This is a genomic window from Rhodanobacter sp. sgz306013 (assembly GCF_057031145.1).
In genome coordinates this window covers 381280-401158 of sequence record NZ_JBXCIJ010000002.1, presented here as the reverse complement: position 1 = coordinate 401158, position 19879 = coordinate 381280, and the positions used below count along the sequence as shown (strand labels likewise).

Annotated in this window: 17 protein-coding genes; 4 read left to right on the top strand and 13 right to left on the bottom strand. The window is 68.7% G+C overall.

Features of this window, described 5'->3' with window-relative positions:
- The first annotated feature begins 100 nt into the window (after positions 1 to 100).
- Complete coding sequence (locus tag AC2EWF_RS06820) at positions 101 to 1102, top strand: bile acid:sodium symporter family protein (protein WP_483638612.1); 1002 nt, start codon at positions 101 to 103, stop codon at positions 1100 to 1102.
- Positions 1103 to 1211: 109 nt separating this feature from the next.
- On the opposite strand, the gene purH is transcribed toward AC2EWF_RS06820, so the two are convergent.
- The 11 genes from purH to cutA form a co-directional block, all read right to left on the bottom strand.
- Positions 1212 to 2822 (bottom strand): bifunctional phosphoribosylaminoimidazolecarboxamide formyltransferase/IMP cyclohydrolase, encoded by a 1611-nt coding sequence (purH, locus tag AC2EWF_RS06815; RefSeq protein ID WP_483638611.1) that lies wholly within the window; start codon positions 2820 to 2822, stop codon positions 1212 to 1214.
- A 76-nt stretch (positions 2823 to 2898) separates the two neighbouring features.
- Positions 2899 to 3186 carry a helix-turn-helix domain-containing protein gene (locus AC2EWF_RS06810; protein WP_483638610.1) on the bottom strand — a complete coding sequence of 96 codons (288 nt, stop codon included), beginning with the start codon at positions 3184 to 3186 and terminating at the stop codon, positions 2899 to 2901.
- A 224-nt stretch (positions 3187 to 3410) separates the two neighbouring features.
- Positions 3411 to 4265, bottom strand: a complete 855-nt coding sequence (locus AC2EWF_RS06805) for a zinc-ribbon and DUF3426 domain-containing protein (RefSeq protein WP_483638609.1) — start codon at positions 4263 to 4265, stop codon at positions 3411 to 3413.
- Positions 4266 to 4365: 100 nt separating this feature from the next.
- Entirely contained in the window at positions 4366 to 5265 is a 900-nt protein-coding gene (prmA, locus tag AC2EWF_RS06800) for a 50S ribosomal protein L11 methyltransferase (RefSeq protein ID WP_483638608.1), read from the bottom strand.
- Between the two features lie 11 nt (positions 5266 to 5276).
- Positions 5277 to 5753 (bottom strand): hypothetical protein, encoded by a 477-nt coding sequence (locus AC2EWF_RS06795; protein WP_483638607.1) that lies wholly within the window; start codon positions 5751 to 5753, stop codon positions 5277 to 5279.
- Positions 5754 to 5757: 4 nt separating this feature from the next.
- Positions 5758 to 7125: an acetyl-CoA carboxylase biotin carboxylase subunit gene (accC, locus tag AC2EWF_RS06790; RefSeq protein WP_483638606.1), complete on the bottom strand. Its 1368-nt coding sequence runs from the start codon at positions 7123 to 7125 to the stop codon at positions 5758 to 5760.
- 10 nt (positions 7126 to 7135) lie between these two features.
- Positions 7136 to 7600: an acetyl-CoA carboxylase biotin carboxyl carrier protein gene (gene accB / locus AC2EWF_RS06785; RefSeq protein WP_483638605.1), complete on the bottom strand. Its 465-nt coding sequence runs from the start codon at positions 7598 to 7600 to the stop codon at positions 7136 to 7138.
- 55 nt (positions 7601 to 7655) lie between these two features.
- Positions 7656 to 8099, bottom strand: coding sequence for a type II 3-dehydroquinate dehydratase (gene aroQ / locus AC2EWF_RS06780; protein ID WP_483638604.1), 444 nt, complete (start codon positions 8097 to 8099; stop codon positions 7656 to 7658).
- Between the two features lie 196 nt (positions 8100 to 8295).
- Positions 8296 to 8805 (bottom strand): TlpA family protein disulfide reductase, encoded by a 510-nt coding sequence (locus tag AC2EWF_RS06775; protein WP_483638603.1) that lies wholly within the window; start codon positions 8803 to 8805, stop codon positions 8296 to 8298.
- A 91-nt stretch (positions 8806 to 8896) separates the two neighbouring features.
- Positions 8897 to 11140 (bottom strand): protein-disulfide reductase DsbD family protein, encoded by a 2244-nt coding sequence (locus AC2EWF_RS06770; protein WP_483638602.1) that lies wholly within the window; start codon positions 11138 to 11140, stop codon positions 8897 to 8899.
- 67 nt (positions 11141 to 11207) lie between these two features.
- Positions 11208 to 11534 (bottom strand): divalent-cation tolerance protein CutA, encoded by a 327-nt coding sequence (gene cutA, locus AC2EWF_RS06765; protein WP_483638601.1) that lies wholly within the window; start codon positions 11532 to 11534, stop codon positions 11208 to 11210.
- 369 nt (positions 11535 to 11903) lie between these two features.
- Here cutA and groES point away from each other — a divergent pair, with 369 nt between their 5' ends.
- The gene (groES, locus tag AC2EWF_RS06760) at positions 11904 to 12197 is read left to right on the top strand and encodes a co-chaperone GroES (RefSeq protein WP_049623107.1); all 294 of its coding nucleotides are present in this window, start codon (positions 11904 to 11906) and stop codon (positions 12195 to 12197) included.
- Between the two features lie 101 nt (positions 12198 to 12298).
- Positions 12299 to 13942, top strand: a complete 1644-nt coding sequence (groL, locus tag AC2EWF_RS06755) for a chaperonin GroEL (RefSeq protein WP_483638600.1) — start codon at positions 12299 to 12301, stop codon at positions 13940 to 13942.
- Positions 13943 to 14311: 369 nt separating this feature from the next.
- Here the strand turns inward: groL and AC2EWF_RS06750 are convergent, their stop codons facing one another.
- Positions 14312 to 14695, bottom strand: a complete 384-nt coding sequence (locus AC2EWF_RS06750) for a hypothetical protein (RefSeq protein WP_483638599.1) — start codon at positions 14693 to 14695, stop codon at positions 14312 to 14314.
- Positions 14696 to 14837: 142 nt separating this feature from the next.
- A complete protein-coding gene (locus tag AC2EWF_RS06745; RefSeq protein ID WP_483638598.1) occupies positions 14838 to 16724 on the bottom strand; it encodes an LTA synthase family protein in 1887 nt (628 codons plus the stop codon).
- A 299-nt stretch (positions 16725 to 17023) separates the two neighbouring features.
- On the opposite strand from AC2EWF_RS06745, the gene glnE reads away from it, so the two are divergent.
- On the top strand, positions 17024 to 19873 hold the full coding sequence (gene glnE, locus AC2EWF_RS06740; protein WP_483638597.1) for a bifunctional [glutamate--ammonia ligase]-adenylyl-L-tyrosine phosphorylase/[glutamate--ammonia-ligase] adenylyltransferase: 2850 nt from the start codon (positions 17024 to 17026) through the stop codon (positions 19871 to 19873).
- Positions 19874 to 19879 lie beyond the last annotated feature (6 nt).

Sequence of the window (19879 nt, the reverse complement as noted above, 5' to 3'; positions counted from 1 at the left end):
GCGCCGGCGGGCGGCGTTGACGGCGCAGGCTCCCAGCCCGCGGGATTGATTTGCCGCGGCGGCATCGCTGCAATAGCGTTTCCAGTCGCCGGCACTGCCCATGTTCCGCCGCTTGCTGCCCGATCGCTTCACCTGCGCGCTGCTGCTGACCGTGCTGCTGTCCAGCGCGCTGCCTTGCCGCGGCGCATGGGCCACGACGTTCGGTTGGCTCACCGACGGCGCGATCATGCTGCTGTTCTTCCTGCACGGCGCCAAGCTGTCGCGGCAGGCGGTGCTGGCGGGCGCCACGCACTGGCGGCTGCATCTGGTCGTGCTGGCCAGCACCTTCGTGCTGTTTCCGCTGATGGGTTGGGCGTTGCGTCCGCTGCTGGCGCCCCTGGTAACGCCGGACCTCTACCTCGGCGTGCTCTTCCTGTGCACGTTGCCGTCCACCGTGCAGTCGTCGATCGCGTTCACCTCGATCGCACGCGGCAACGTCTCCGCCGCGGTGTGCTCGGCGTCGGCCTCCAGCCTGCTCGGCATCTTCATCACGCCGCTGTGGGTGGGCGCGCTGCTGGAGTCGCGCGCGGGCGGCGGCATGTCATGGCATGCGTTGGGCGAGATCGTCACCCTGTTGTTGCTGCCGTTCGTGGCGGGACAGGTGGCGCAGCGCTGGATCGGCGGCTGGGTGCAACGCCATCGCCCGCTGGTGGGCGTGGCCGACCAGGGTTCGATCCTGCTGGTGGTCTACACCGCGTTTAGCACCTCGGTGCTGGAGGGGCTGTGGAAGCAGGTGCCGCTGCCGGTGCTGGGCGGCCTGGTGCTGGTCTGCGCGGCGTTGCTGGCGCTTGCCCTGCTGGCTACCTGCCACGGTGCGCGGGCGCTGGGGTTCGGCAAGGAGGACGAGATCACCATCGTGTTCTGCGGCTCCAAGAAGAGCCTCGCCAGCGGCGTGCCGATGGCGAAGGTACTGTTTGCCGGCCATCCGTTGGGCATGATCTTGCTGCCATTGATGTTGTTCCACCAGATCCAGCTGATGGTGTGCGCAGTGCTGGCGCGGCGGTATGCGCGGCGCGGTGCGGCGACGATGGTGGACGAAAGGGAGACGGCGCCGGCGGATTGAGGTGGCTTCCGTCGCAACCGCGGTCATGCCGCAGGAGCGTACTTGGTGCGCGAGCGCTGTTCGTCACGTAGCGGAAAAGCATTCGCGCACGGGGTGCGCTCCCCCGCGATCAATGGCGGAAATGCCTCATTCCCGTGAATACCATCGCCATGCCGTGCTCGTCGGCGGCGGCAATCACCTCGGCGTCGCGCATCGAGCCGCCCGGCTGGATCACGGCGCTGATGCCCGCGACGGCGGCGGCGTCGATGCCGTCGCGGAACGGGAAGAAGGCGTCCGACGCCATCACCGAACCGCGCACTTCGAGCTTCTCGTCGCCGGCCTTGATGCCTGCGATCTTCGCGCTGTACACGCGGCTCATCTGGCCGGCGCCGATGCCGATGGTCTGGCGGTCCTTCGCGTAGACGATCGCGTTGGACTTGACGAACTTGGCCACCTTCCAGGCGAAGATCAGGTCATCGACCTGCTGCGGCGAGGGCGCCACCTTCGTCACGACCTTCAGGTCGGCGGCCTCGACCATGCCGGTGTCGGCGGTCTGGATCAGCAGGCCCGAGCCCACGCGCTTGACGTTGTTGCCGGGATGCGCGGCGACCAGATCGGTACCCGGAGGCACCGGGATCACCAGCACGCGTACATTGCCCTTCTTCGCGAACGCCCTCAGCGCCTCGTCGGCGTAGCCCGGGGCCAGCACCACTTCGACGAACTGGCGCGCCACGATCGCCTGCGCCGTCGCCCCGTCCACCTCGCGGTTGAACGCGATGATGCCGCCGAAGGCCGAGGTCGGGTCGGTCTGGTAGGCCAGGTCATAGGCCTTGCCGATGCCGTCCAGGCTCACCGCCACGCCGCAGGGGTTGGCGTGCTTCACGATCACACAGGCAGGCTTGACGAAGCTGCGCACGCACTCCCACGCGGCGTCAGCGTCGGCGATATTGTTGAACGAGAGTTCCTTGCCCTGCACCTGCCGGAAGGTGGCCAGCGTACCCGGCGCCGGGTACAGGTCGCGGTAGAACGCAGCCTGCTGGTGGGGGTTCTCGCCGTAGCGCAGGTCCATCAGTTTCACGAAGCGGCCGTTCGCCTGGCCCGGGAAGGCCTCGTGGCCGGCGATGGCCGTGTGCGCCTCGTCGAGCTTGAGGCCGCTGAGGTAGTCGCTGATCGCACCGTCGTAGTTCGACACGTTGTTGAACGCCGCCACCGCGAGAGCGAAGCGGGTGGCGCGGCTGAGGCCGCCGTGCTGCTCGATCTCGGCCAGCGCGCCCTCGTACTGTTCCGGCGAGGTGAGCACGCCCACATCGTTCCAGTTCTTCGCCGCCGAACGCAGCATCGCGGGACCACCGATGTCGATGTTTTCGATCGCCTGCTCCAGCGTGCAGTCCGGCTTGGCCACGGTGGCTTCGAACGGATAGAGGTTCAGCACCAGCAGGTCGATGGGCTGGATGCCCAGCTCGGCCATCACCGCGTCATCGGTGCCCCGCCGGCCGAGCAGGCCGCCGTGCACCCTGGGGTGCAGGGTCTTCACGCGGCCGTCCATGATCTCGGGGAAGCCGGTGAGCTCGCTGACATCCTTCACTGCGATACCCGCTTCGCGCAGTGCCCTGGCGCTGCCGCCGGTGGAGAGCAGCTCCACGCCCTTGGCGGCGAGGCGGCGCCCCAGTTCGAGCAGTCCGGTCTTGTCGGAGACGCTGAGCAGGGCGCGGCGGACGGGGACGACGGCGGGGGCGGACATGGCGGCTTCCAGGCGGGAAAGCTGCCGATTATAGCCGAGTCGGTGCGGCAGCCGTCGTTTGGACGGCCAAACGGGACTACAGCAGGCCGTGCGCGGCCAGCTTCTTGCGCAGCGTGGCGCGGTTGATGCCGAGCGCCACCGCGGCGCGGCTCTGGTTGCCGTCATGGAACGCCAGCACCTCGCGCAGCAGAGGACCTTCCACCTCGCGGATCACCAGCGCGTGCAGGCCCTCGCCGCAGTCCGCGTCGCCGAGGTCGGCGAGGTAGCGGCGCACGGTCCGACTGACGCATTCGCCCAGCGCACTCTGCGAGGCGACCGGACGGGTGGCCTCGGTGGCTGGCAATCTCACGGCGTTCACTGACATTTCCCTCTGTGTGTCTTGCGCGGCTGCTTGGGCCGCTGCTTGTGATTGTCTTCCGCAACCGCGTCGGCGGTCTTTCCGCGCATGCCGGTGACGATGCGCGGAAAGACGGAGTCTACCCGCGCGGGCCGCGAATTTTAAGTGCTGCGCAGGCGAGGCCGGCGTGATCGGGCACTTGCATTTCCCGCCACGCGCGCCGCGGCGCGACTGAGGGGGCGGCAGCGCCCTTATTCGAAGCCGAACTCGTAGGCGACCGCCTGGTCGCCGGGGTCCTGGACTTCCAGCAGCAGGGCCGTAGTTGCACCGGGGGCGAGGCCGTGGTCCAGCACGGTGGGGTCGTCCAGGTAGTCGGTGGGCAGCAGGCGGCGCATGGTCAGCCGATGGCCCTGCGCGTCCGACAAGGTAACCACCACCACAGGCCAGGGCTGTGAAAACGTGGCCTCGTTGCGCAGGCTGAGGCTGATCATCAGCGCATGCGCGGCATTGGGGTGGCTCTCGACATTGCTGGCGAGCAGGCGAAGTTGCCGTGGTGCGGCGACCAGCGGCAGGCGGCAGTCGAATGCCTTGCAGGCGTCGCGCAACCAGCCGCCGACCAGCGGGTCGCGGATCAGGCCATCGCGGCCGATCCACGCCAGTTGCAGCCCGAGCGCCAGCGTGAGCGTGCTGCAGACCAGCACCCAGGGCCAGCGTCGCGGCATCGCGGCATCGCGGCGCGGACGGCGCTGGCGTTCCGCCCGCGCCGGCTTGTGCCGGCGCGCGTTTTTCGCGAAACGGGGTGTGAACACCAGTTGCGAGAAATCCTCGGCGGCCGCGGCCGGCGTCGTCGGCTCCGCCACGACCACTGCCGGTTCAGGCGCCGGCGGCTGCGGCCGGTAAACCACCAGCTCGATGCGCGGCGGAACCAGTGCCTGGTCGTTCACCGGCAGCTCCTGGAACGGCTCCGGCGGCAACTGTTCGCTGAGCGTGGCGAGGCTGTCGAAGCCGGCGCCGCAATGTCCGCACATCACATAGCCGTGCGCCTGCACCAGCGCCTGCGCGCCTAGCGAGAACACGGACAGGCATTCGGGGCATTGCGTGTACATGCGGGCCGCGGCAGTGGGCGAGCCGCCAGCTTAGCAGGCGGTCGCACGAGAGCCTGTTCACCACCTCCGTGCGGGCTACGCGGAGGTAGTGAACAGGCTCTTAGCCGCGACGTCGGCCACTGATGCGGACCCAGCCTTCGTGCGTATCCACGCGCAGCGCGTCGAACCATTCCGCGTAGCGCGCCAGCAGCTCGTCCTGCTGGCCTTCGAGGATGCCGGAGATCGCGAACGGCGCGCCGGGTTTCGCCGCCGCGGCGAAAACGGGCGCCAGCTCGCCCAGCGGGCCGGCGAGGATGTTCGCCACGAAGATATCGGCCGGTTCGCCTGCGTAATCCCCGGGCAGGAACAGCGCGAGGCGCTCGGCCACGCCGTTGCGCTCCGCGTTGTCGCGCGAGGCGGTCAGCGCCTGCGGATCGTTGTCCACGCCGACGGCGCTCGCCGCGCCCAGCCTGAGTGCGGCGATGGCGAGGATGCCCGAGCCGCAGCCGTAGTCGATCACCGCCTTGCCCGCGAGTTCGAGCCCGTCCAGCCATTCCAGGCACAGCGCCGTGGTGGGATGGGTGCCGCTGCCGAAGGCGAGGCCGGGGTCTAGGCGCACCACCACCTGGTCACCGTCCGCTGGCGGCTCGATGTTCCACGGGTAGATCCACAGCCGCCGGCCAAACGCCATCGGCTGGTACTGGTCCATCCACGCGCGTTCCCAGTCCTGGTCCTCCACCCTGCGGAAGTCCAGCTGGTCGGGCTCCAGCCACGGCAGCAGTTCGCCCAGCGCGGCGGCCAGGCCGCGCCGGTCGGTGTGCTCGTCGAACAGCGCGTTCAGGGTGATGGTGGGCCACAACGGCAGCTCGCCCACACCCGGCTCGAAGATTGCCTGCTCGTCCGGCGTCTCAGCGTCGGCGTCGCGCAGGGTGACCGACAGTGCGCCGAGATCCTCCAGCGCTTCCTCCACGCGAGGCTGCTGTTCGAGACGGGCGGTGAGGGAGAGTTCGAGGAAGGGCATGGCGGATTGACTCAGAAGCGGCGTGGTTTGTTGCAGGCTCTGAAAAGGATGGCACCGAAAAAGCAGATGCCGGCCCACATTCCTCCCATGATGCCCAGGGTGCTCAGGTCAGTGGTCAAGTCCAGTGCATGCCGAAATGTTGCGTGCTTCCAATATCTGGAGCGCAGGACAAAGGCGCTTGCCATGGATAGCGCCGCCCACAATCCCGAAACCATGGTGGCTTTCAGCACGTCGCGAAATGGGTAGCGGCGGTCGGCCACGATGCTCACGCAAGCCAGCGGCAAGCCGGCCGCGAGCGAGATTGCGATTACAGCGGTGCCTGCAAAAAGTCGGTTGGAAAGTGGTTCCGAGAACCGAAGCACGAACGCCAACATGGCCATGGCAAACAAAAACAGCGGGTTCCACATGCCGCGACGGGATGCAGTCACGACTGCATCCCGCACGCGGAAGCGCGGACCGGCGAATGACTCGATCCAGTCCGGCGCCATCCAATCAGTGTCCGGTCGCAGCTTTTTCCTTCTGCTCCGCCATCCGCTTCTCGAGGTAGTGAATGTTCTGGCCGCCGTGCTGGAAGCCCACGTCGGCCATGATGCGCTGCTGCAGCGGGATGTTGCACTTCACGCCTTCGATCACGGTCTCGGCTAGCGCGAGGCGCATGCGTGCGATGGCGGTGGCGCGGTCGGGGCCGTACACGATCAGCTTGCCGATCATCGAGTCGTAGTTCGGCGGGATGCGGTAGCCGTCATACAGGTGCGTGTCCACGCGCACGCCGGGGCCGCCGGGCGCCTCGAAGCGCTTCACCGTGCCGGGACAGGGCAGGAAGCTGTCCGGATCCTCGGCGTTGATTCGGCATTCGATGGCGTGGCCGTTGATCTTCACGTCTTCCTGCCGGATCGACAGCTTCTCGCCGCCGGCGATCAGCAGCTGTTCGCGCACCAGGTCCACGCCGGTGATGAACTCGGTCACCGGGTGCTCGACCTGGATGCGGGTGTTCATCTCGATGAAGTAGAAGCGGCCGTTCTCGAACAGGAACTCGAAGGTGCCGGCGCCGCGATAGCCGATGCGGATGCAGGCGTCCACGCAGACCTTGCCGATCTCGGCGCGCAGCTCCGGCGTAATGCCGGGCGCGGGCGCTTCCTCCACCACCTTCTGGTGGCGGCGCTGCATCGAGCAGTCGCGCTCACCCAGGTGGATGGCGTTGCCCTGGCCGTCGGCCAGCACCTGGATCTCCACATGCCGCGGGTTCTCCAGGAACTTCTCCATGTAGACCTGATCGTTGCCGAAGGCCGCCTTGGCCTCCTGCTTGGTCATCACGATGGAGTTGCCGAGGTGCGCCTCGGTGCGCACCACGCGCATGCCGCGGCCGCCGCCGCCGCCCGCGGCCTTGATGATCACCGGGTAGCCGATCTCGCGCGCAATGCGCAGGTTCGCCTCGATGTCGTCGCCGAGCGGCCCACCGGAACCGGGCACGCAGGGCACGCCGGCGGCCTTCATCGCGCGGATCGCTTCCACCTTGTCGCCCATCAGGCGGATCACGTCCGCGGTGGGGCCAATGAAGACGAAGCCAGACTGCTCCACCTGCTCGGCGAAGTCCGCGCGTTCGGAGAGGAAGCCGTAACCCGGATGGATCGCCTGCGCGTCGGAAATTTCCGCCGCGGCGATGATGCGCGGAATGTTGAGGTAGCTTTCCGCCGATGGCGCCGGGCCGATGCAGATCGCCTCGTCGGCGAGGCCGACGTGCTTGAGGTTGCGGTCGGCGGTGGAGTGCACCGCCACCGTCTTGATGCCAAGGCTGTGGCAGGCGCGCAGCACGCGCAGCGCGATTTCGCCCCGGTTGGCTATGAGGACCTTCTCGAGCATCCGGGCGGCCTCAGGCGATCACGAACATCGGCTGGTCGAATTCGACCGGCTGGCTGTTCTCGACCAGGATCGCCTGGACGGTGCCGGAGACGTCGGCCTCGATCTGGTTGAACATCTTCATCGCCTCGATGATGCCCAGCGTCTCGCCGGCCTTCACCTGCTGGCCCACCTTGACGAAGGCGGCCGCGCCCGGCGTGGCCGAGGCGTAGAAGGTGCCGACCATCGGCGCCTTGACCACATGGCCTGCGGGCAGCGCGTCGGCGTCAGGAGCCGCGGGGGCGGCTGCGGGCGCGGGAGCCGCGGCAGCCGTCGCCGGGGCAGGGGCCATGGCGGCCGGTGTTGGTGCGGCCACGGCCACGCCGCCCTTGGGAACGCGCGACAGGCGTACCACTTCCTCGCCTTCCTTGATTTCCAGTTCGGCGAGGTTGGATTCCTCGAGCAGGTCGATCAGTTTCTTGATCTTGCGCAGATCCATGGGATGGCCTTCAGTTCGTGGCGTCGCCGAGGGGCGACGGAAAAGGAAAGGATTTTCAGCGTGCCGCCAGCCGGGTGATCGCCGCATCCAGTGCCAGCCGGTAGCTGTCGGCGCCGAAGCCGCAGATCACGCCCACCGCGATGTCCGACAGGTAAGAGTGGTGGCGGAACGGTTCGCGGGCATGGACGTTGGACAGATGCACTTCGATCAGCGGGATCGCGACCGCGGCAAACGCATCGCGCAGCGCGATGCTGGTGTGGGTGAACGCGCCGGCGTTGCACAGGATCGTCGCCACCTGTTCGTCGCGGGCCTGATGCACGCGGCCGATCAGCTCGTGCTCGGCGTTGGACTGGAACCAGGTCAGTTCGTGCCCGGCCGCCTGCGCCTGCGCGGCCAGCCGGCCGTTGACGTCGGCCAGTGTGTCGTGCCCGTAGATCGCCGGCTCGCGGGCGCCCAGCAGGTTGAGGTTGGGCCCGTGCAGGACCAGGATCTTCGCCACATCATGCCTTCGACGGCGTCCGGAAGGCCCGGAACGGGCGCAGTGTGCGCGCAGTTGGGGATGTTGTCCAGTTCGGCGTAGATCGGCGATGTTCCAAGGAGAAGTGCATCACTCTCCGTGCGCCGACGTATGCATCACTGCTTGCGATCATCCCGATCGCGAAGATCAAACGGGCGGCCATCCTTGGCCGCACTCCTCAAAACCAGCGGTCGAGTGTGGCGGCGTTCAGCGGGCCGCGATGAGTGGCAATCACGCGCCCATCAGCGCCGATCAGCACGCTGTAAGGCAATATCTCACCGCTATCGCCCCAGAGCAGCGAGGTGCTAGGTGGTGTCATCCGGCCCAGCAAGATCGGGAAACGCACAGGATGGCCGCCAAGAAAGGCGCGAACACGCGCAGGCTCGTCCATCGCGATTGCGAGCACGATCGTGCCCTGATCGCCGAACTTGGTCTGTGCCTTGTCCAGCGCGGGCAGCTCGTCCAGGCAGGGCCCGCACCAGCTGGCCCAGAAATTCAGCAGCACGCGGCGGCCGCGATAGTCGGCCAATCGGTGTATCTGCCCCTGCAGATCCGGTAGTTCCAGTGTCGGCGCGGACTTGCCCACCTGCGCCACCGCCACTCCCGCCGGCACGCGCGCCAGCCGGCTTTCGTGCTGCAACCAGCTGCCCAGTGCCGCCGCCAGCACGGCGATCCCCAGAATCACCACGCTGTCTCGGCTCAACATTGGCTGCGGCCGCCGCTTCCGTTCCGCTCCGGCAGCAGGGGGCGGGAGAAAATGCAGAGAGTGCGTGACTTGCTCACCGCGCGGCGTCGTCCAGCGCCCGTTCCACCAGCGCGGTGGTCAGCACGGTCGGCAGCTGCCGTCCTTCGCCGCCGCCCTTCGGGAACACTACGTACAAGGGCACCCCGGGCGAGTGGTATTGCTGCAGGAAGGCGGTGATCGCCGGATCCTCGTTGGTCCAGTCGCCCTTCATGTAGACCGCGCCGCTGCGCTCCAGCGCCGCGCGGAAGGTGGCGCCATCCAGGACTGCGTGCTCGTTGGCCTTGCAGGTGATGCACCAGTCGGCAGTCATGTCCACGAACACCGGCGTATCGGCGGCGCGCAGTTCGGCCAGACGTTCGGCGCTGTACGGCACGACGCCTTTCCGTGCCGTTGCGGCATTCGTTGCAGCCGGCACCTGCGCCAGCAGGTACAGCGGCGCCAGTACGGTGAGCGCCAGCAGCGCGGTCAGCGCATGGTGCAGTCGGCCGCGCCCGCGGCTGCGTTCGAACCACCACAGTGCCAGCGCCAGCAGCACCATCGCCACCAGCAGCAGGCCCACGGCGTCGGCGCCGCGCTGGTTGGCCAGTACCCAGGCCAGCCACGCCGCGGTGAGGTACATCGGAAAGGCCAGCACCTGCTTCAGCGTCTCCATCCAGCGGCCCGGCTTCGGCAGCCAGCGCGCCAGCGCGGGGATGTAGGCAATGGCGAGGAAGGGCAGCGCCAGGCCCGCGCCCAGCACGAGGAACACCAGCAGGGCGTTGAGCGCCGGCGCGGCGAATGCATACGCCAGCGCGCCGCCCATGAATGGCGCCGTGCAGGGGCTGGCCACCACCACGGCGAGGACGCCGGTGAAGAAATCCCCGGCTGCGCCACCGCGGTTCGCCAGCGCACTGCCGGCATTGCCGAGCGAGGCGCCGAACTGCACCACGCCCGACATGGACAGGCCCAGCGCAAAGATCACGCAGGCCAGCACCGCCACCAGCAGCGGCTGCTGCAGTTGCGTACCCCAGCCCAGCGCATGGCCGCTGGCGCGCAGCGCGAGGATGGCCAGACCCAGCGCCGCAAAACTCGCCAGCACGCCGGCGGTGTAGGCCAGCGCATGGCGGCACCGTCGCACGGGATTCTCGCCGCTTTCCAGCAGGCTCACGGCCTTGATCGACAGCACCGGCAGCACGCAGGGCATCAGGTTGAGGACAAGGCCGCCGCCCAGCGCCAGCAGCAATGCGGCGAACAGGCTGGTCTGCAGCGGGCCGGCAGGCGCGGCCGCAGTACCGGTCGATGACACGCGGGCTGAGGGTGCGCCCGGCGCCGCCGGCGCGCCCGGCACCGTTACGCCGTTCGCCACCGCGCCGCCTCGCAGGTCCACCGTCACGTCGCGCGTCATCAGCGGGTAGCACACGCCGCCGTCCTGGCAGCCGAGGAAGCTCGCCTCCAGGGTCACCTGCCGGCGGCCCGCGGTATCGCCCTCGATCGCCACCGGCAGTTCGAGATCGCCGAAGTACACGGTGATCGCACCGAGTTGCGGGTCCTGGTGCACCACGCCGCCAGTCGGCCATGCCGGTGTGTCGAGCCGGAGGTCGCCGGCATCCTTGAGCTTAAGCGCGATGTGGTCGCGGTAGACGTAGTAGTCCCTGGGCATTGTCCAGCGCAGCAGCAGGTGCTGCGGATCCTGCGCCACCGCGGTGAACTGGAAGGCCTGTTCCGGCGGCAGCGGCGACGATGGCGTGCCCGCCAACGTGCCGCCCGGGCCGCCAAGCTGTCGCAACGCATGGCTGAATGTGTCGCCGGTGGCGGATGGCGGCGAGGCGGCTGCGCCCGCGGCGGCCGGCAGCGGCAGGTCGAGGTGCTCGGTATGCGGCGGGTAGCAGATCTTCGGCTCCACCTCGTGGCAGCCCTGGTACTGCACGTCCACCCGCAGGCGCGTGGTCCCCGGCGCCGCGGTATAGGGCAGGCTGGCGTCGATGCCGTGGTGGTAGGTCTCCACCGGGCCCAGGTAAGGGTCGACGTGTTTTTCGCCGGCTGGCAACTGCGCCTTGCCCAGGGTCACGCCAGGGCCGGCGGTGAACTTCATGCGGCCGCGGTAAAGGTAGTAGTCCGGCGCGATCGTCCAGTGCAGCTTGAGCGTGCCGGGCGTGTTCGCGTCCGCGCTGAGCTTGTAGGCCTCGGTCACCGGCAGGATGTTGTCGTCCTGCGTCTGCGCGAAGGCCGCAGGCAGCAGCGCGGCCAGCAGGCCGAGCAGCAGGCCTATCGGCAAGGTTCGGTGGAGGAGCTTCGACATCACGACTCCGGCCACGCAGGGCCGCGGTGGAGGGGTGGCCATTATGACGGCAGGATGCGGGCGGGGTTCACGACGTGACGTTCGCCCGCACCCAGTCGAGGTACGCCGCGAGGCCACGCTCCGCCGGCAGCGCGAGCAGTTCGGGCAGTTCGTAGGGGTGCAGTTCCGGCAGGCGCGCCTTGAGCGCCTCGAAGCCTGCGACGGTGGTCTTGATCAGCAGCAGTTCTTCCTGATCAGTGTGTACCTCGCCCTGCCAGCGATACGTGGAAAGCACGCCAGGCACCCGGCTGATGCAGGCGGCCAGCCGTTCGGCCACCAGCGCTTCGGCCAGCCGTTGCGCGCCGGCGGCGTCGGGGCAGCTGCACAGGCAAAGCAGGACGGTGGTTTCGGGCATGGCGCTCACGGGGTGCAGTTTTCGCAGGTCGTGCTTCCAGTGCGGGCTGGAATCTGCCGCTGCACTGTTTCGGCCGGCCTCCGGGGCGATGGATCGCGGCCTGCGTCCGGGCGGCGGCGGCTGCCGGGCGGGGGCACCGGCCGGCGCCGCCACGGTAGCAGAGCGACGGCCGCCTCTTGAAACCCGTTCCTCCGCGCCCCATCCGCTTCCACAAGGGTCGGATCGCGGGGCTTCGGGTTCGCCGCCACTTGCGGTGAACACTTGTATCGCTAGAATTGGCACTCATCTACGTCGAGTGCTAACAGCGGTCCTCCCGGGCCGATCTGTCAGTCCTCCACCACATTCCACCACCCAGCTTGGGAGCCACCCATGAGCAAACTGCGTCCGCTGCACGATCGCGTCATCGTCAAGCGCCTGGAAGAGGAGCGCGTCTCCGCCGGCGGCATCGTCATCCCCGACAGCGCCACCGAGAAGCCCACCCGCGGCAAGGTGATCGCCGCCGGTACCGGCCGCATCCTGGAAGACGGCAACGTCCGCCCGATGAGCCTGAAGGAAGGCGACGTGGTGCTGTTCGGCAAGTACGCCGGCCAGGAAATCAAGATCGACGGCGAAGAGCTGGTCTTCCTGAAGGAAGACGACATCGTGGCGGTGATCGAGGGCTGAGCGCGCCATCGCGCTCGCCCGTCGCCAGAAGCCTGCTCCGGCAAGGCTTTCGGAACGACAGACCCCTTTCCTTAATTTCAAAATTTTGAGGCAAAAATTTTATGGCCGCTAAAGAAGTCCGCTTCGGCGAAGACGCCCGCTCGCGCATCCTCAAGGGCGTGAACACGCTCGCCAACGCCGTCAAGGTCACCCTGGGCCCGAAGGGCCGCAACGTCGTGCTGCAGAAGAGCTTCGGCGCCCCCACCGTCACCAAGGACGGCGTGTCCGTGGCGAAGGAGATCGAGCTGGCCGACGCCTACGAGAACATGGGCGCGCAGATCGTCAAGGAAGCCGCCTCGAAGACCTCCGACAATGCCGGTGACGGCACCACCACCGCCACCGTGCTGGCGCAGGCGTTCATCCGCGAGGGCATGAAGGCGGTCGCCGCCGGCATGAACCCGATGGACCTGAAGCGCGGCATCGACAAGGCCGTGGCCGCCGCCGTGGGCGAGCTGAAGAACCTCAGCAAGCCCACCACCGACGACAAGGCGATCGCCCAGGTCGGCACCATCTCCGCCAACTCCGACAGCGCGATCGGCGACATCATCGCCACCGCGATGAAGAAGGTCGGCAAGGAAGGCGTGATCACCGTCGAGGAAGGCTCGGGCCTGGACAACGAGCTGGACGTGGTCGAGGGCATGCAGTTCGACCGCGGCTACCTGTCGCCGTATTTCATCAACAACCAGCAGAGCCAGCAGGTCGAACTGGAAGACCCGTTCATCCTGCTGCACGACAAGAAAGTCTCCAACGTGCGCGAGCTGCTGCCGATCCTGGAAGGCGTGGCCAAGGCCGGCAAGCCGCTGCTGATCGTCGCCGAGGAAGTGGAAGGCGAGGCGCTGGCCACGCTGGTGGTCAACACCATCCGCGGCATCGTCAAGGTCGCCGCCGTCAAGGCGCCGGGCTTCGGTGACCGTCGCAAGGCGATGCTGGAAGACATGGCTATCCTTACCAACGGCCAGGTGATCTCCGAGGAAGTGGGCCTGCAGCTCGAGAAGGCGACCATCGCCGACCTCGGCCGCGCCAAGAAGGTCGTGGTGACCAAGGAAAACACCACCATCATCGACGGCGCCGGCGAAGCCGAGAAGATCCAGGCCCGCATCAAGCAGATCAAGGCGCAGATCGAGGAGACCTCCTCCGACTACGACCGCGAGAAGCTGCAGGAGCGCGTGGCCAAGCTGGCCGGCGGCGTGGCCGTCATCAAGGTCGGTGCCGCGACGGAAGTCGAGATGAAGGAAAAGAAGGCGCGCGTGGAAGACGCCCTGCACGCCACCCGTGCAGCGGTCGAGGAGGGCGTGGTGCCGGGCGGCGGCGTGGCCCTGATCCGTTCGCTGAAGGCGGTCGAGAACCTGAAGGGCGACAACGAGGACCAGAACCTCGGCATCGCCATCACCCGCCGCGCGCTGGAAGCGCCGCTGCGCGAGATCGTGTTCAACGCCGGCGCCGAGCCGTCCGTGATCGTCAACCAGGTCAAGGAAGGCAAGGGCAACTACGGCTACAACGCCGCCACCGGCGAGTTCGGCGACATGATCGAGTTCGGCATCCTGGACCCGACCAAGGTCACCCGCTCGGCGCTGCAGTACGCCTCCTCCGTGGCCGGCCTCGCCATCACCACCGAGGCGATGGTGGCCGAGCTGCCGAAGAAGGAAGAGCACAACCACGGCGGCGCCCCCGGAGGCATGGGCGGCATGGGCGGCATGGATTTCTGATCCGGCCCGAGCCGTTCGCCCTGAGCATCGCCGCGCAGCGGCGAAGCCCAAGGGCAAGCAACACGAAAAACCCCGCCTCGGCGGGGTTTTTCTTTGGGGCCCTCGTTGCTGGCCAAGGTAGCCTCGCGATGCGAGCCGCAAGCGCTTTCCTGAGCGACTTCCGGTTCTTCCCGGAGTGAAGTTCACGGTGGCGATGGCGGCAAAGTGCGGCGGCGTTTGCCACCGTGTCGTCACCGTCCCCATCGGGGCGCAGCGCCGCATCATGCACCTACCGGTACGGGGCGCCTCCATCTTTCTGGAACTGGCCGGCCTCCAGCAAACAAAGCCCCGGGAGGCGGACTCCCGGGGCCGCGATCGAGCTACCTGGAATCAGTGCCCGGCGTTGGCGTCGGTCTGCGCGTCGGCCCTGGCATTGAGCTTGGCGCCGCCAGCATGGGCATCGGCGTCCATGCCTGCGGACAGGTGGGTGTCGGTGGCGGTGTTGCCGGTCGCCGTGCCGGCCTTGTGCATAGCCCCGCGGGCATGGTGGCTCATCGTGTGGGCGGCCTTGTGCGCGGCTTCGCCGGTCTGGTGCAAAGTGCCGCCAAGCGCACCGGTGGTCTGGCCGGCGGCCTGTGTGACGCCGTTGACGAGCGAACCGGCGTTGACGCTGGCGCTCGCCCCGGCGCCTGCGGCGGCGTCCTGCGCGAGAGCGGGAAGGGCCAGCAGGCTGGTCGAGGCGACGAAGGCGGCTAGCAGGATCGTCTTTTTCATCGGGCAAACCTCCAGAGTGGAATGGCCGCGTGCGCGTGGTGGCGCGGCGCGGGCCACGCTAGGCGCTGCGCACTGGCTGCATCCTGAATTCGCCGTGCCCGTCTTCAGAACCCGTTCAACGCCGCAACGGGACCGATGTGGCTCAGGGGCGTGCGGTCGTCGGCGCGGCAGCCGGTGCGGGTGGTGGCGCGTGCGCCACGGTGGCGGGAGCGGCCGGCCGTACGAACTTCGCCAGCACTCCGTCCAGCTTGCGGCTCATGCGCAACTGCTCGACGCTGGCCATGGACTGGTCGAGCTTCTGGGTGACGGCGTCTTCGTCGGGCTGAGGTGCGCCGGGGGCGCGGGTGAGCGCGGCGAGCGGCGGCCCGACCAGTTCAGTGAGGGTGAAATAGGGATCGTCATGGATGCCGGCGGCAGCGAGCAGCTTGCCGGGCAGCAGCCACGAGGCTGTGTCTTCATGCACGGCGTTGCCGTTGGCGCGCGGGTCGACCAGCAGCCAGGTGCCGGCCTGCGCCAGCATGTCCTGTCCGTTGACGAAGCCGTCGATGCGGTAACTGCCGGCGAGTCCGGGCAGGTGATCCCCGTAGAACAGCAGCAGGGTGGGACGCTGGCGCCTGGCGAGTTGCGCGGCGAGGCGGCCGAGTTCCTCGTCGGCGTGCTGCATGTGGTAGAGGTAGGTTTGCAGCTCGCGCTTGTCCTTGCCTTCGATGCCGGCGGGTACCGCGATCGCGTCGCGCGCGGCGGTGTCCTTCGGCTCGACGTCGTAGGGGCCGTGCGCCTCGATGCTGATCGCGAAGACGAATTGCGGCGGGCCGCTGTCCTTGAGCTGGCGCAGGATCTCGTCGGTCATCGCGCTGTCGGCCATGTACTTGCCGTCGTTCGGCGCATCGGGCGGGAACGCGGACTGCGACACGAATCGCTGGAAGCCCAGCGTCTTGAATGCGGTGCTGCGGTTCCAGAACGTGGGGTCGTTGCCGTGCACCGCCACCGTGACGTAGCCATGTTCGTCCAGCACGCGGACGAGGCTGGGCAGCGGCTTGCGGCCGATCTGCAGGTAGGGGAACTGCAGGTTGTCGAAGTAGCGCAGCGAGAGTCCGGTGAGCACTTCGAACTCGGTGCGGATGGTGCCGCCACCGAAGGTGGGCACGTGCAGTGCGCCGCTGGTGCCGTGCTGCGCGAGCCGGCGCAGGTTCGGCGTGAGGTCGTCGTGCGCGTAGCCCTTCATGATGCTCGGGTCGAAGAACGACTCGCTCTGGATCACCACGATGTCAGGCAGCACGGCGGCGTTCGGCATCGCAAGGTGCTGGCGCAGCGCGTCGGCGGACTGGCCGATCAGCTGCTCGGCGACGGCGCGGTCGGGCTTGGGCTTTCGCTGGCTGTACTGCAGGTGGAACATCACCAGTTCGCCGACCAGTCCCGAATGGATGCGCGTGGAAGCGGCCGACCAGGGTTCCAGCCACAGCACGCGGCCGTTGTAGAGCTTCGCCCAGCCACCCCAGCCGCCGAGCAGGCTGCCCAGCAACAGCGCCAGCGTCGTGCCGGCCGCGAGGCGCCTGCCGCCGGTGCGGCGTTCGAACAGCGGCGGTTCCAGTCGCCACATCGCGATCAGGATCAGCACGCCCGCGAGCAGCGCCAGATACGGCCACGGGCTGTGCGGCAGGTAGCCGGCCAGCAGGTGGAACCCGCCCTTGCGCAGTTGTCCCACCATGCGGAAGTCCGCCGGCAGCAGCGGCGTGCCGAGGTTCGCCACCTTCAGCGCGTTGACGCCGTAGATCAGCCCCTGCAGCAGGTAGGCCAGCCCGAACGACAGCAGCACGCGGCGCGTCATCACCAGCAGCAGGCCGGCGAACAGCAGGCCGGGCCACGCGTTGGCGAGGGGAAAGCGGGGCTGGTCCAGCAGGCGCAGCGGCAGCACGCCCTTGCCGCCGTCGAGCAGGCTGGTGAGCAGCACGAAGGCCAGCGCCATCACGAGGATGAGGGCGATGCGTGGCACGATGCGGCGCGGTACGGGGACGGCAGTTGGGGTCATGGCGTAACCGGGGGGCTCGGTTGTCATGGAATGGTTGAAGAGTGCGGCCTTGGATGGCCGCACGTTTGATTTTCGCGATCACGGATGATTGCAGAGGCGCCGGGCAGAGCGGCCATGGCCGCCCGCTTGACGTCCGTGGCCGGGACAACCGAAAAAGAATTGCAACGGTAATCAGGATGACATGAACCGGATGTTTGCCGCGGCGGGCGGCAAACCGCGGCAGACCTTCCGTACAACGCAGCGGCTGGTCAATGGTGGACGCGTGCCGGTTCACGTCCCCGCTGCGGCACAATGGCGCGATGCCCGCCCTCACCCACGAATCGCCCGCGCTGCGCGCCCTGGTCGACGACCGTTACGCCGGACTGGCCGCCGCCTGCCGCGCCGCCGGCGTGCCGCTGCACGACGATGCCGGCGTGGCCGAGCGCATCCGTCGCACGCTCGCCGCCAGCGATTTCGCGTTCGAGGCCTGGCGCGCCCAGCCGCAGCTGCTGTCGCCCACGGGGCTGGACCGCCTGCGCTCGAACGCCGACGCCGCCACCCGCATCGACGCACTGAAGCTGTCCGACGAGGAGGCACCGACGCTGGCCGCGCTGCGCCGCTTCCGCCACGCCGAGGCGTTGCGGCTGGTGTTCCGCGACGTCAACGGGCTGGACGAGCTGCCGGAAACCCTCTCTGCCACCAGCGTGCTGTACGAGGCGCTGCTGGAGGCGGCGCTGGGCTGGAGCGAACGCGCGCTGGCCGCACGCTACGGCCATGCGCGCAGCCGCGAGGGCGAACGCCAGCGGCTGGTAGTGGTGGGTTTCGGCAAGCTGGGAGGCGCGGAGCTGAACTTCTCCTCCGACATCGACCTCGTGCTGGCCTATCCGCACGGTGGCGAGAGCGACGGCGCACGCGTGCTCGACAACGGCGAGTACTTCGTGCGGCTTGGCCGGCAGCTGGTGCGCCTGCTGGGCGAACCCACGGTGGACGGCATCTGCGCACGCGTCGACCTGCGCCTGCGCCCGTTCGGCAATGCGGGCCGGCTCGCGCTGTCGTTCAGCGCGATGGAGCAGTACTACCAGCGCGAGGGTCGCGACTGGGAGCGTTACGCCTGGATCAAGGCGCGTCCGGTGGCGGGCGACCGCGCCGCGGGCAAGCGGCTGCAGGAATTGCTGCGACCCTTCATCTACCGGAAATACCTCGACTACACCGCGTTCGCCGGCCTGCGCGAAATGAAGGCGCTGATCGATGCCGAGGTGGCGCGCAAGGATCTTTCCGGCAACCTCAAGCTCGGCTCCGGCGGCATCCGCGAGATCGAGTTCATCGTGCAGCTCACCCAGCTGATCCGCGGCGGCCGCGAGCCCAGCTTGCGCGTGCGCGGCCTGCTGCCCGCGCTCGCCGCCTGCGAAGCGCGCGGCCACATTCCCGCCGTGCGTGCGAAGGCGTTGCGCGAGGCCTACGTGTTCCTGCGCCAGCTGGAGAACCGCGTGCAGATGCTGCGCGACGCACAAACCCATGACATCCCCGACGATGCGCTGGGCCGCGAGCGCATTGCGATCGGCCTGGACTGGCCGGCGTGGGAGCCGCTGGCGGCGGAACTGGCAAGGCACCGCGAGATCGTCGCCACCGAGTTCGCCGCCGTGCTCATGCCACAAGGCGGGCGGGACACCCACGTGCCCGCCGCGGACGCGGCGCTGTGGCAGGCCGCCTGCGCCGAAACGCTGGACGCCGGCATGCTCGAAGCCAGCGGCTTCCTGCCGGGCGCGGAGGTGGCCGATGCACTCGCCAAGCTGCCGCAGGCTGGCGCGGTGCGTGCAATGTCGGCGCGCTCGCGCGAGCGGCTCGACCACCTGATGCCGCAGCTGATCGCCGCCGCGCGCGGCAGCAAGGCGCCTGTGCCTTGCCTGCTGCGGCTGTGCCGGCTCACGCAGGCGGTGGCTCGGCGTTCGTCCTACCTTGCCCTGCTGGAGGAGCAGCCGGCCGCGCGCAAGCGACTGGTCACGTTGTTCGCGGACAGCGCCCTGCTCGCCGAACAGGTGATCGCGCAGCCGCTGTTGCTGGACGACGTGCTCGACCCGCGCATCGACCAACTGCCGCTGAAGCGCGCCGACATCGCCGCCGAGATCGCCCGCGTGCTCGCCACGCTGGAGGAACGCGAGGCGGAGGCGGAACTGGAGCGTATCAACGAATTCCAGTCCTCTACTGCCTTTCGCCTCGGCCTCGCCTTCAGCGACGGCCGTGCCGACGCGGCGGCCACCGCGCGCCGGCTGGCGGCACTGGCCGAGTCCGTGGTGGGTGCGGTCACCGCGCTGGCCGAGCGCGAGCTGGTGGCCCAGCACGGACGCCTGCCTGGCGACGGTTCCGGCTTCGCGGTGCTGGGCTACGGCAGCCTGGGCGGCGAGGAACTGGGCTTCGCCTCCGACCTCGACCTGGTGTTCGTCTACGACGGCAGGCGCGCGCAGGCGATGAGCGACGGCCCGCGGCCGATCGAGGGCGCGCGCTGGTACCAGCGCCTCGCCCAGCGCGTGATGAACTGGCTCACCGTTTCCACCCGCGCCGGTCGCCTGTACGAGGTGGACACGCGGCTGCGGCCGGACGGGTCCAAGGGCTTGCTGGTGGGCAGCCTCGACGCCTTCGTCGCCTATCAGCAGAGCCGCGCGTGGACCTGGGAGCATCAGGCGCTGCTGCGCGCGCGTCCGGTGGCCGGCGATGCCGCGCTGGGCGCGGCGCTGGTCAGCGTGCGCCGCGACGTCCTGGCGGTGCCGCGCGAGCCATCGCAGGTGCTGGACGAGGTGAGCCAGATGCGCCGCCGCTGGCGTGCCGAGCGCGACCGCTCCGACGAGCGCCACCTCGACCTCAAGCAGGGCCGTGGCGCCCTGCTCGACATTGAGTTCGCGCTGCAGGGACTGGTGCTGGCGCACGCGGCGCGGCATCCCGCCTTGCTTGGCGTTACGTCGAATGCGGCGTTGCTCGCCGCCTGCCGCGACGCGGGCCTGCTCGATGCAACGCAGTTCGCCGCGTTGTCAGGCGCGCATGCTGCATTGCTGCAACGCTCACTGGCCTGCACCCTGGATGCGCGTTCGCGTGTCGCGCCACGCGACGAGGGGCTGGAAGCGCTGTGCGGCGAGGTGGCGCAGCAGACGCAGGCGCTGGGATTCGCGTTCGACTGATGCGCG

What these genes read in the sequence shown, in the direction of transcription:
- AC2EWF_RS06820 (WP_483638612.1), top strand. Translation starts at nt 101, where the DNA reads ATGTTCCGCCGCTTGCTGCCCGATCGCTTCACCTGCGCGCTGCTGCTG.
- purH (WP_483638611.1), bottom strand. Translation starts at nt 2,822, where the DNA reads ATGTCCGCCCCCGCCGTCGTCCCCGTCCGCCGCGCCCTGCTCAGCGTC.
- AC2EWF_RS06810 (WP_483638610.1), bottom strand. Translation starts at nt 3,186, where the DNA reads ATGTCAGTGAACGCCGTGAGATTGCCAGCCACCGAGGCCACCCGTCCG.
- AC2EWF_RS06805 (WP_483638609.1), bottom strand. Translation starts at nt 4,265, where the DNA reads ATGTACACGCAATGCCCCGAATGCCTGTCCGTGTTCTCGCTAGGCGCG.
- prmA (WP_483638608.1), bottom strand. Translation starts at nt 5,265, where the DNA reads ATGCCCTTCCTCGAACTCTCCCTCACCGCCCGTCTCGAACAGCAGCCT.
- AC2EWF_RS06795 (WP_483638607.1), bottom strand. Translation starts at nt 5,753, where the DNA reads ATGGCGCCGGACTGGATCGAGTCATTCGCCGGTCCGCGCTTCCGCGTG.
- accC (WP_483638606.1), bottom strand. Translation starts at nt 7,125, where the DNA reads ATGCTCGAGAAGGTCCTCATAGCCAACCGGGGCGAAATCGCGCTGCGC.
- accB (WP_483638605.1), bottom strand. Translation starts at nt 7,600, where the DNA reads ATGGATCTGCGCAAGATCAAGAAACTGATCGACCTGCTCGAGGAATCC.
- AC2EWF_RS06770 (WP_483638602.1), bottom strand. Translation starts at nt 11,140, where the DNA reads ATGTCGAAGCTCCTCCACCGAACCTTGCCGATAGGCCTGCTGCTCGGC.
- cutA (WP_483638601.1), bottom strand. Translation starts at nt 11,534, where the DNA reads ATGCCCGAAACCACCGTCCTGCTTTGCCTGTGCAGCTGCCCCGACGCC.
- groES (WP_049623107.1), top strand. Translation starts at nt 11,904, where the DNA reads ATGAGCAAACTGCGTCCGCTGCACGATCGCGTCATCGTCAAGCGCCTG.
- groL (WP_483638600.1), top strand. Translation starts at nt 12,299, where the DNA reads ATGGCCGCTAAAGAAGTCCGCTTCGGCGAAGACGCCCGCTCGCGCATC.
- AC2EWF_RS06750 (WP_483638599.1), bottom strand. Translation starts at nt 14,695, where the DNA reads ATGAAAAAGACGATCCTGCTAGCCGCCTTCGTCGCCTCGACCAGCCTG.
- AC2EWF_RS06745 (WP_483638598.1), bottom strand. Translation starts at nt 16,724, where the DNA reads ATGACCCCAACTGCCGTCCCCGTACCGCGCCGCATCGTGCCACGCATC.
- glnE (WP_483638597.1), top strand. Translation starts at nt 17,024, where the DNA reads ATGCCCGCCCTCACCCACGAATCGCCCGCGCTGCGCGCCCTGGTCGAC.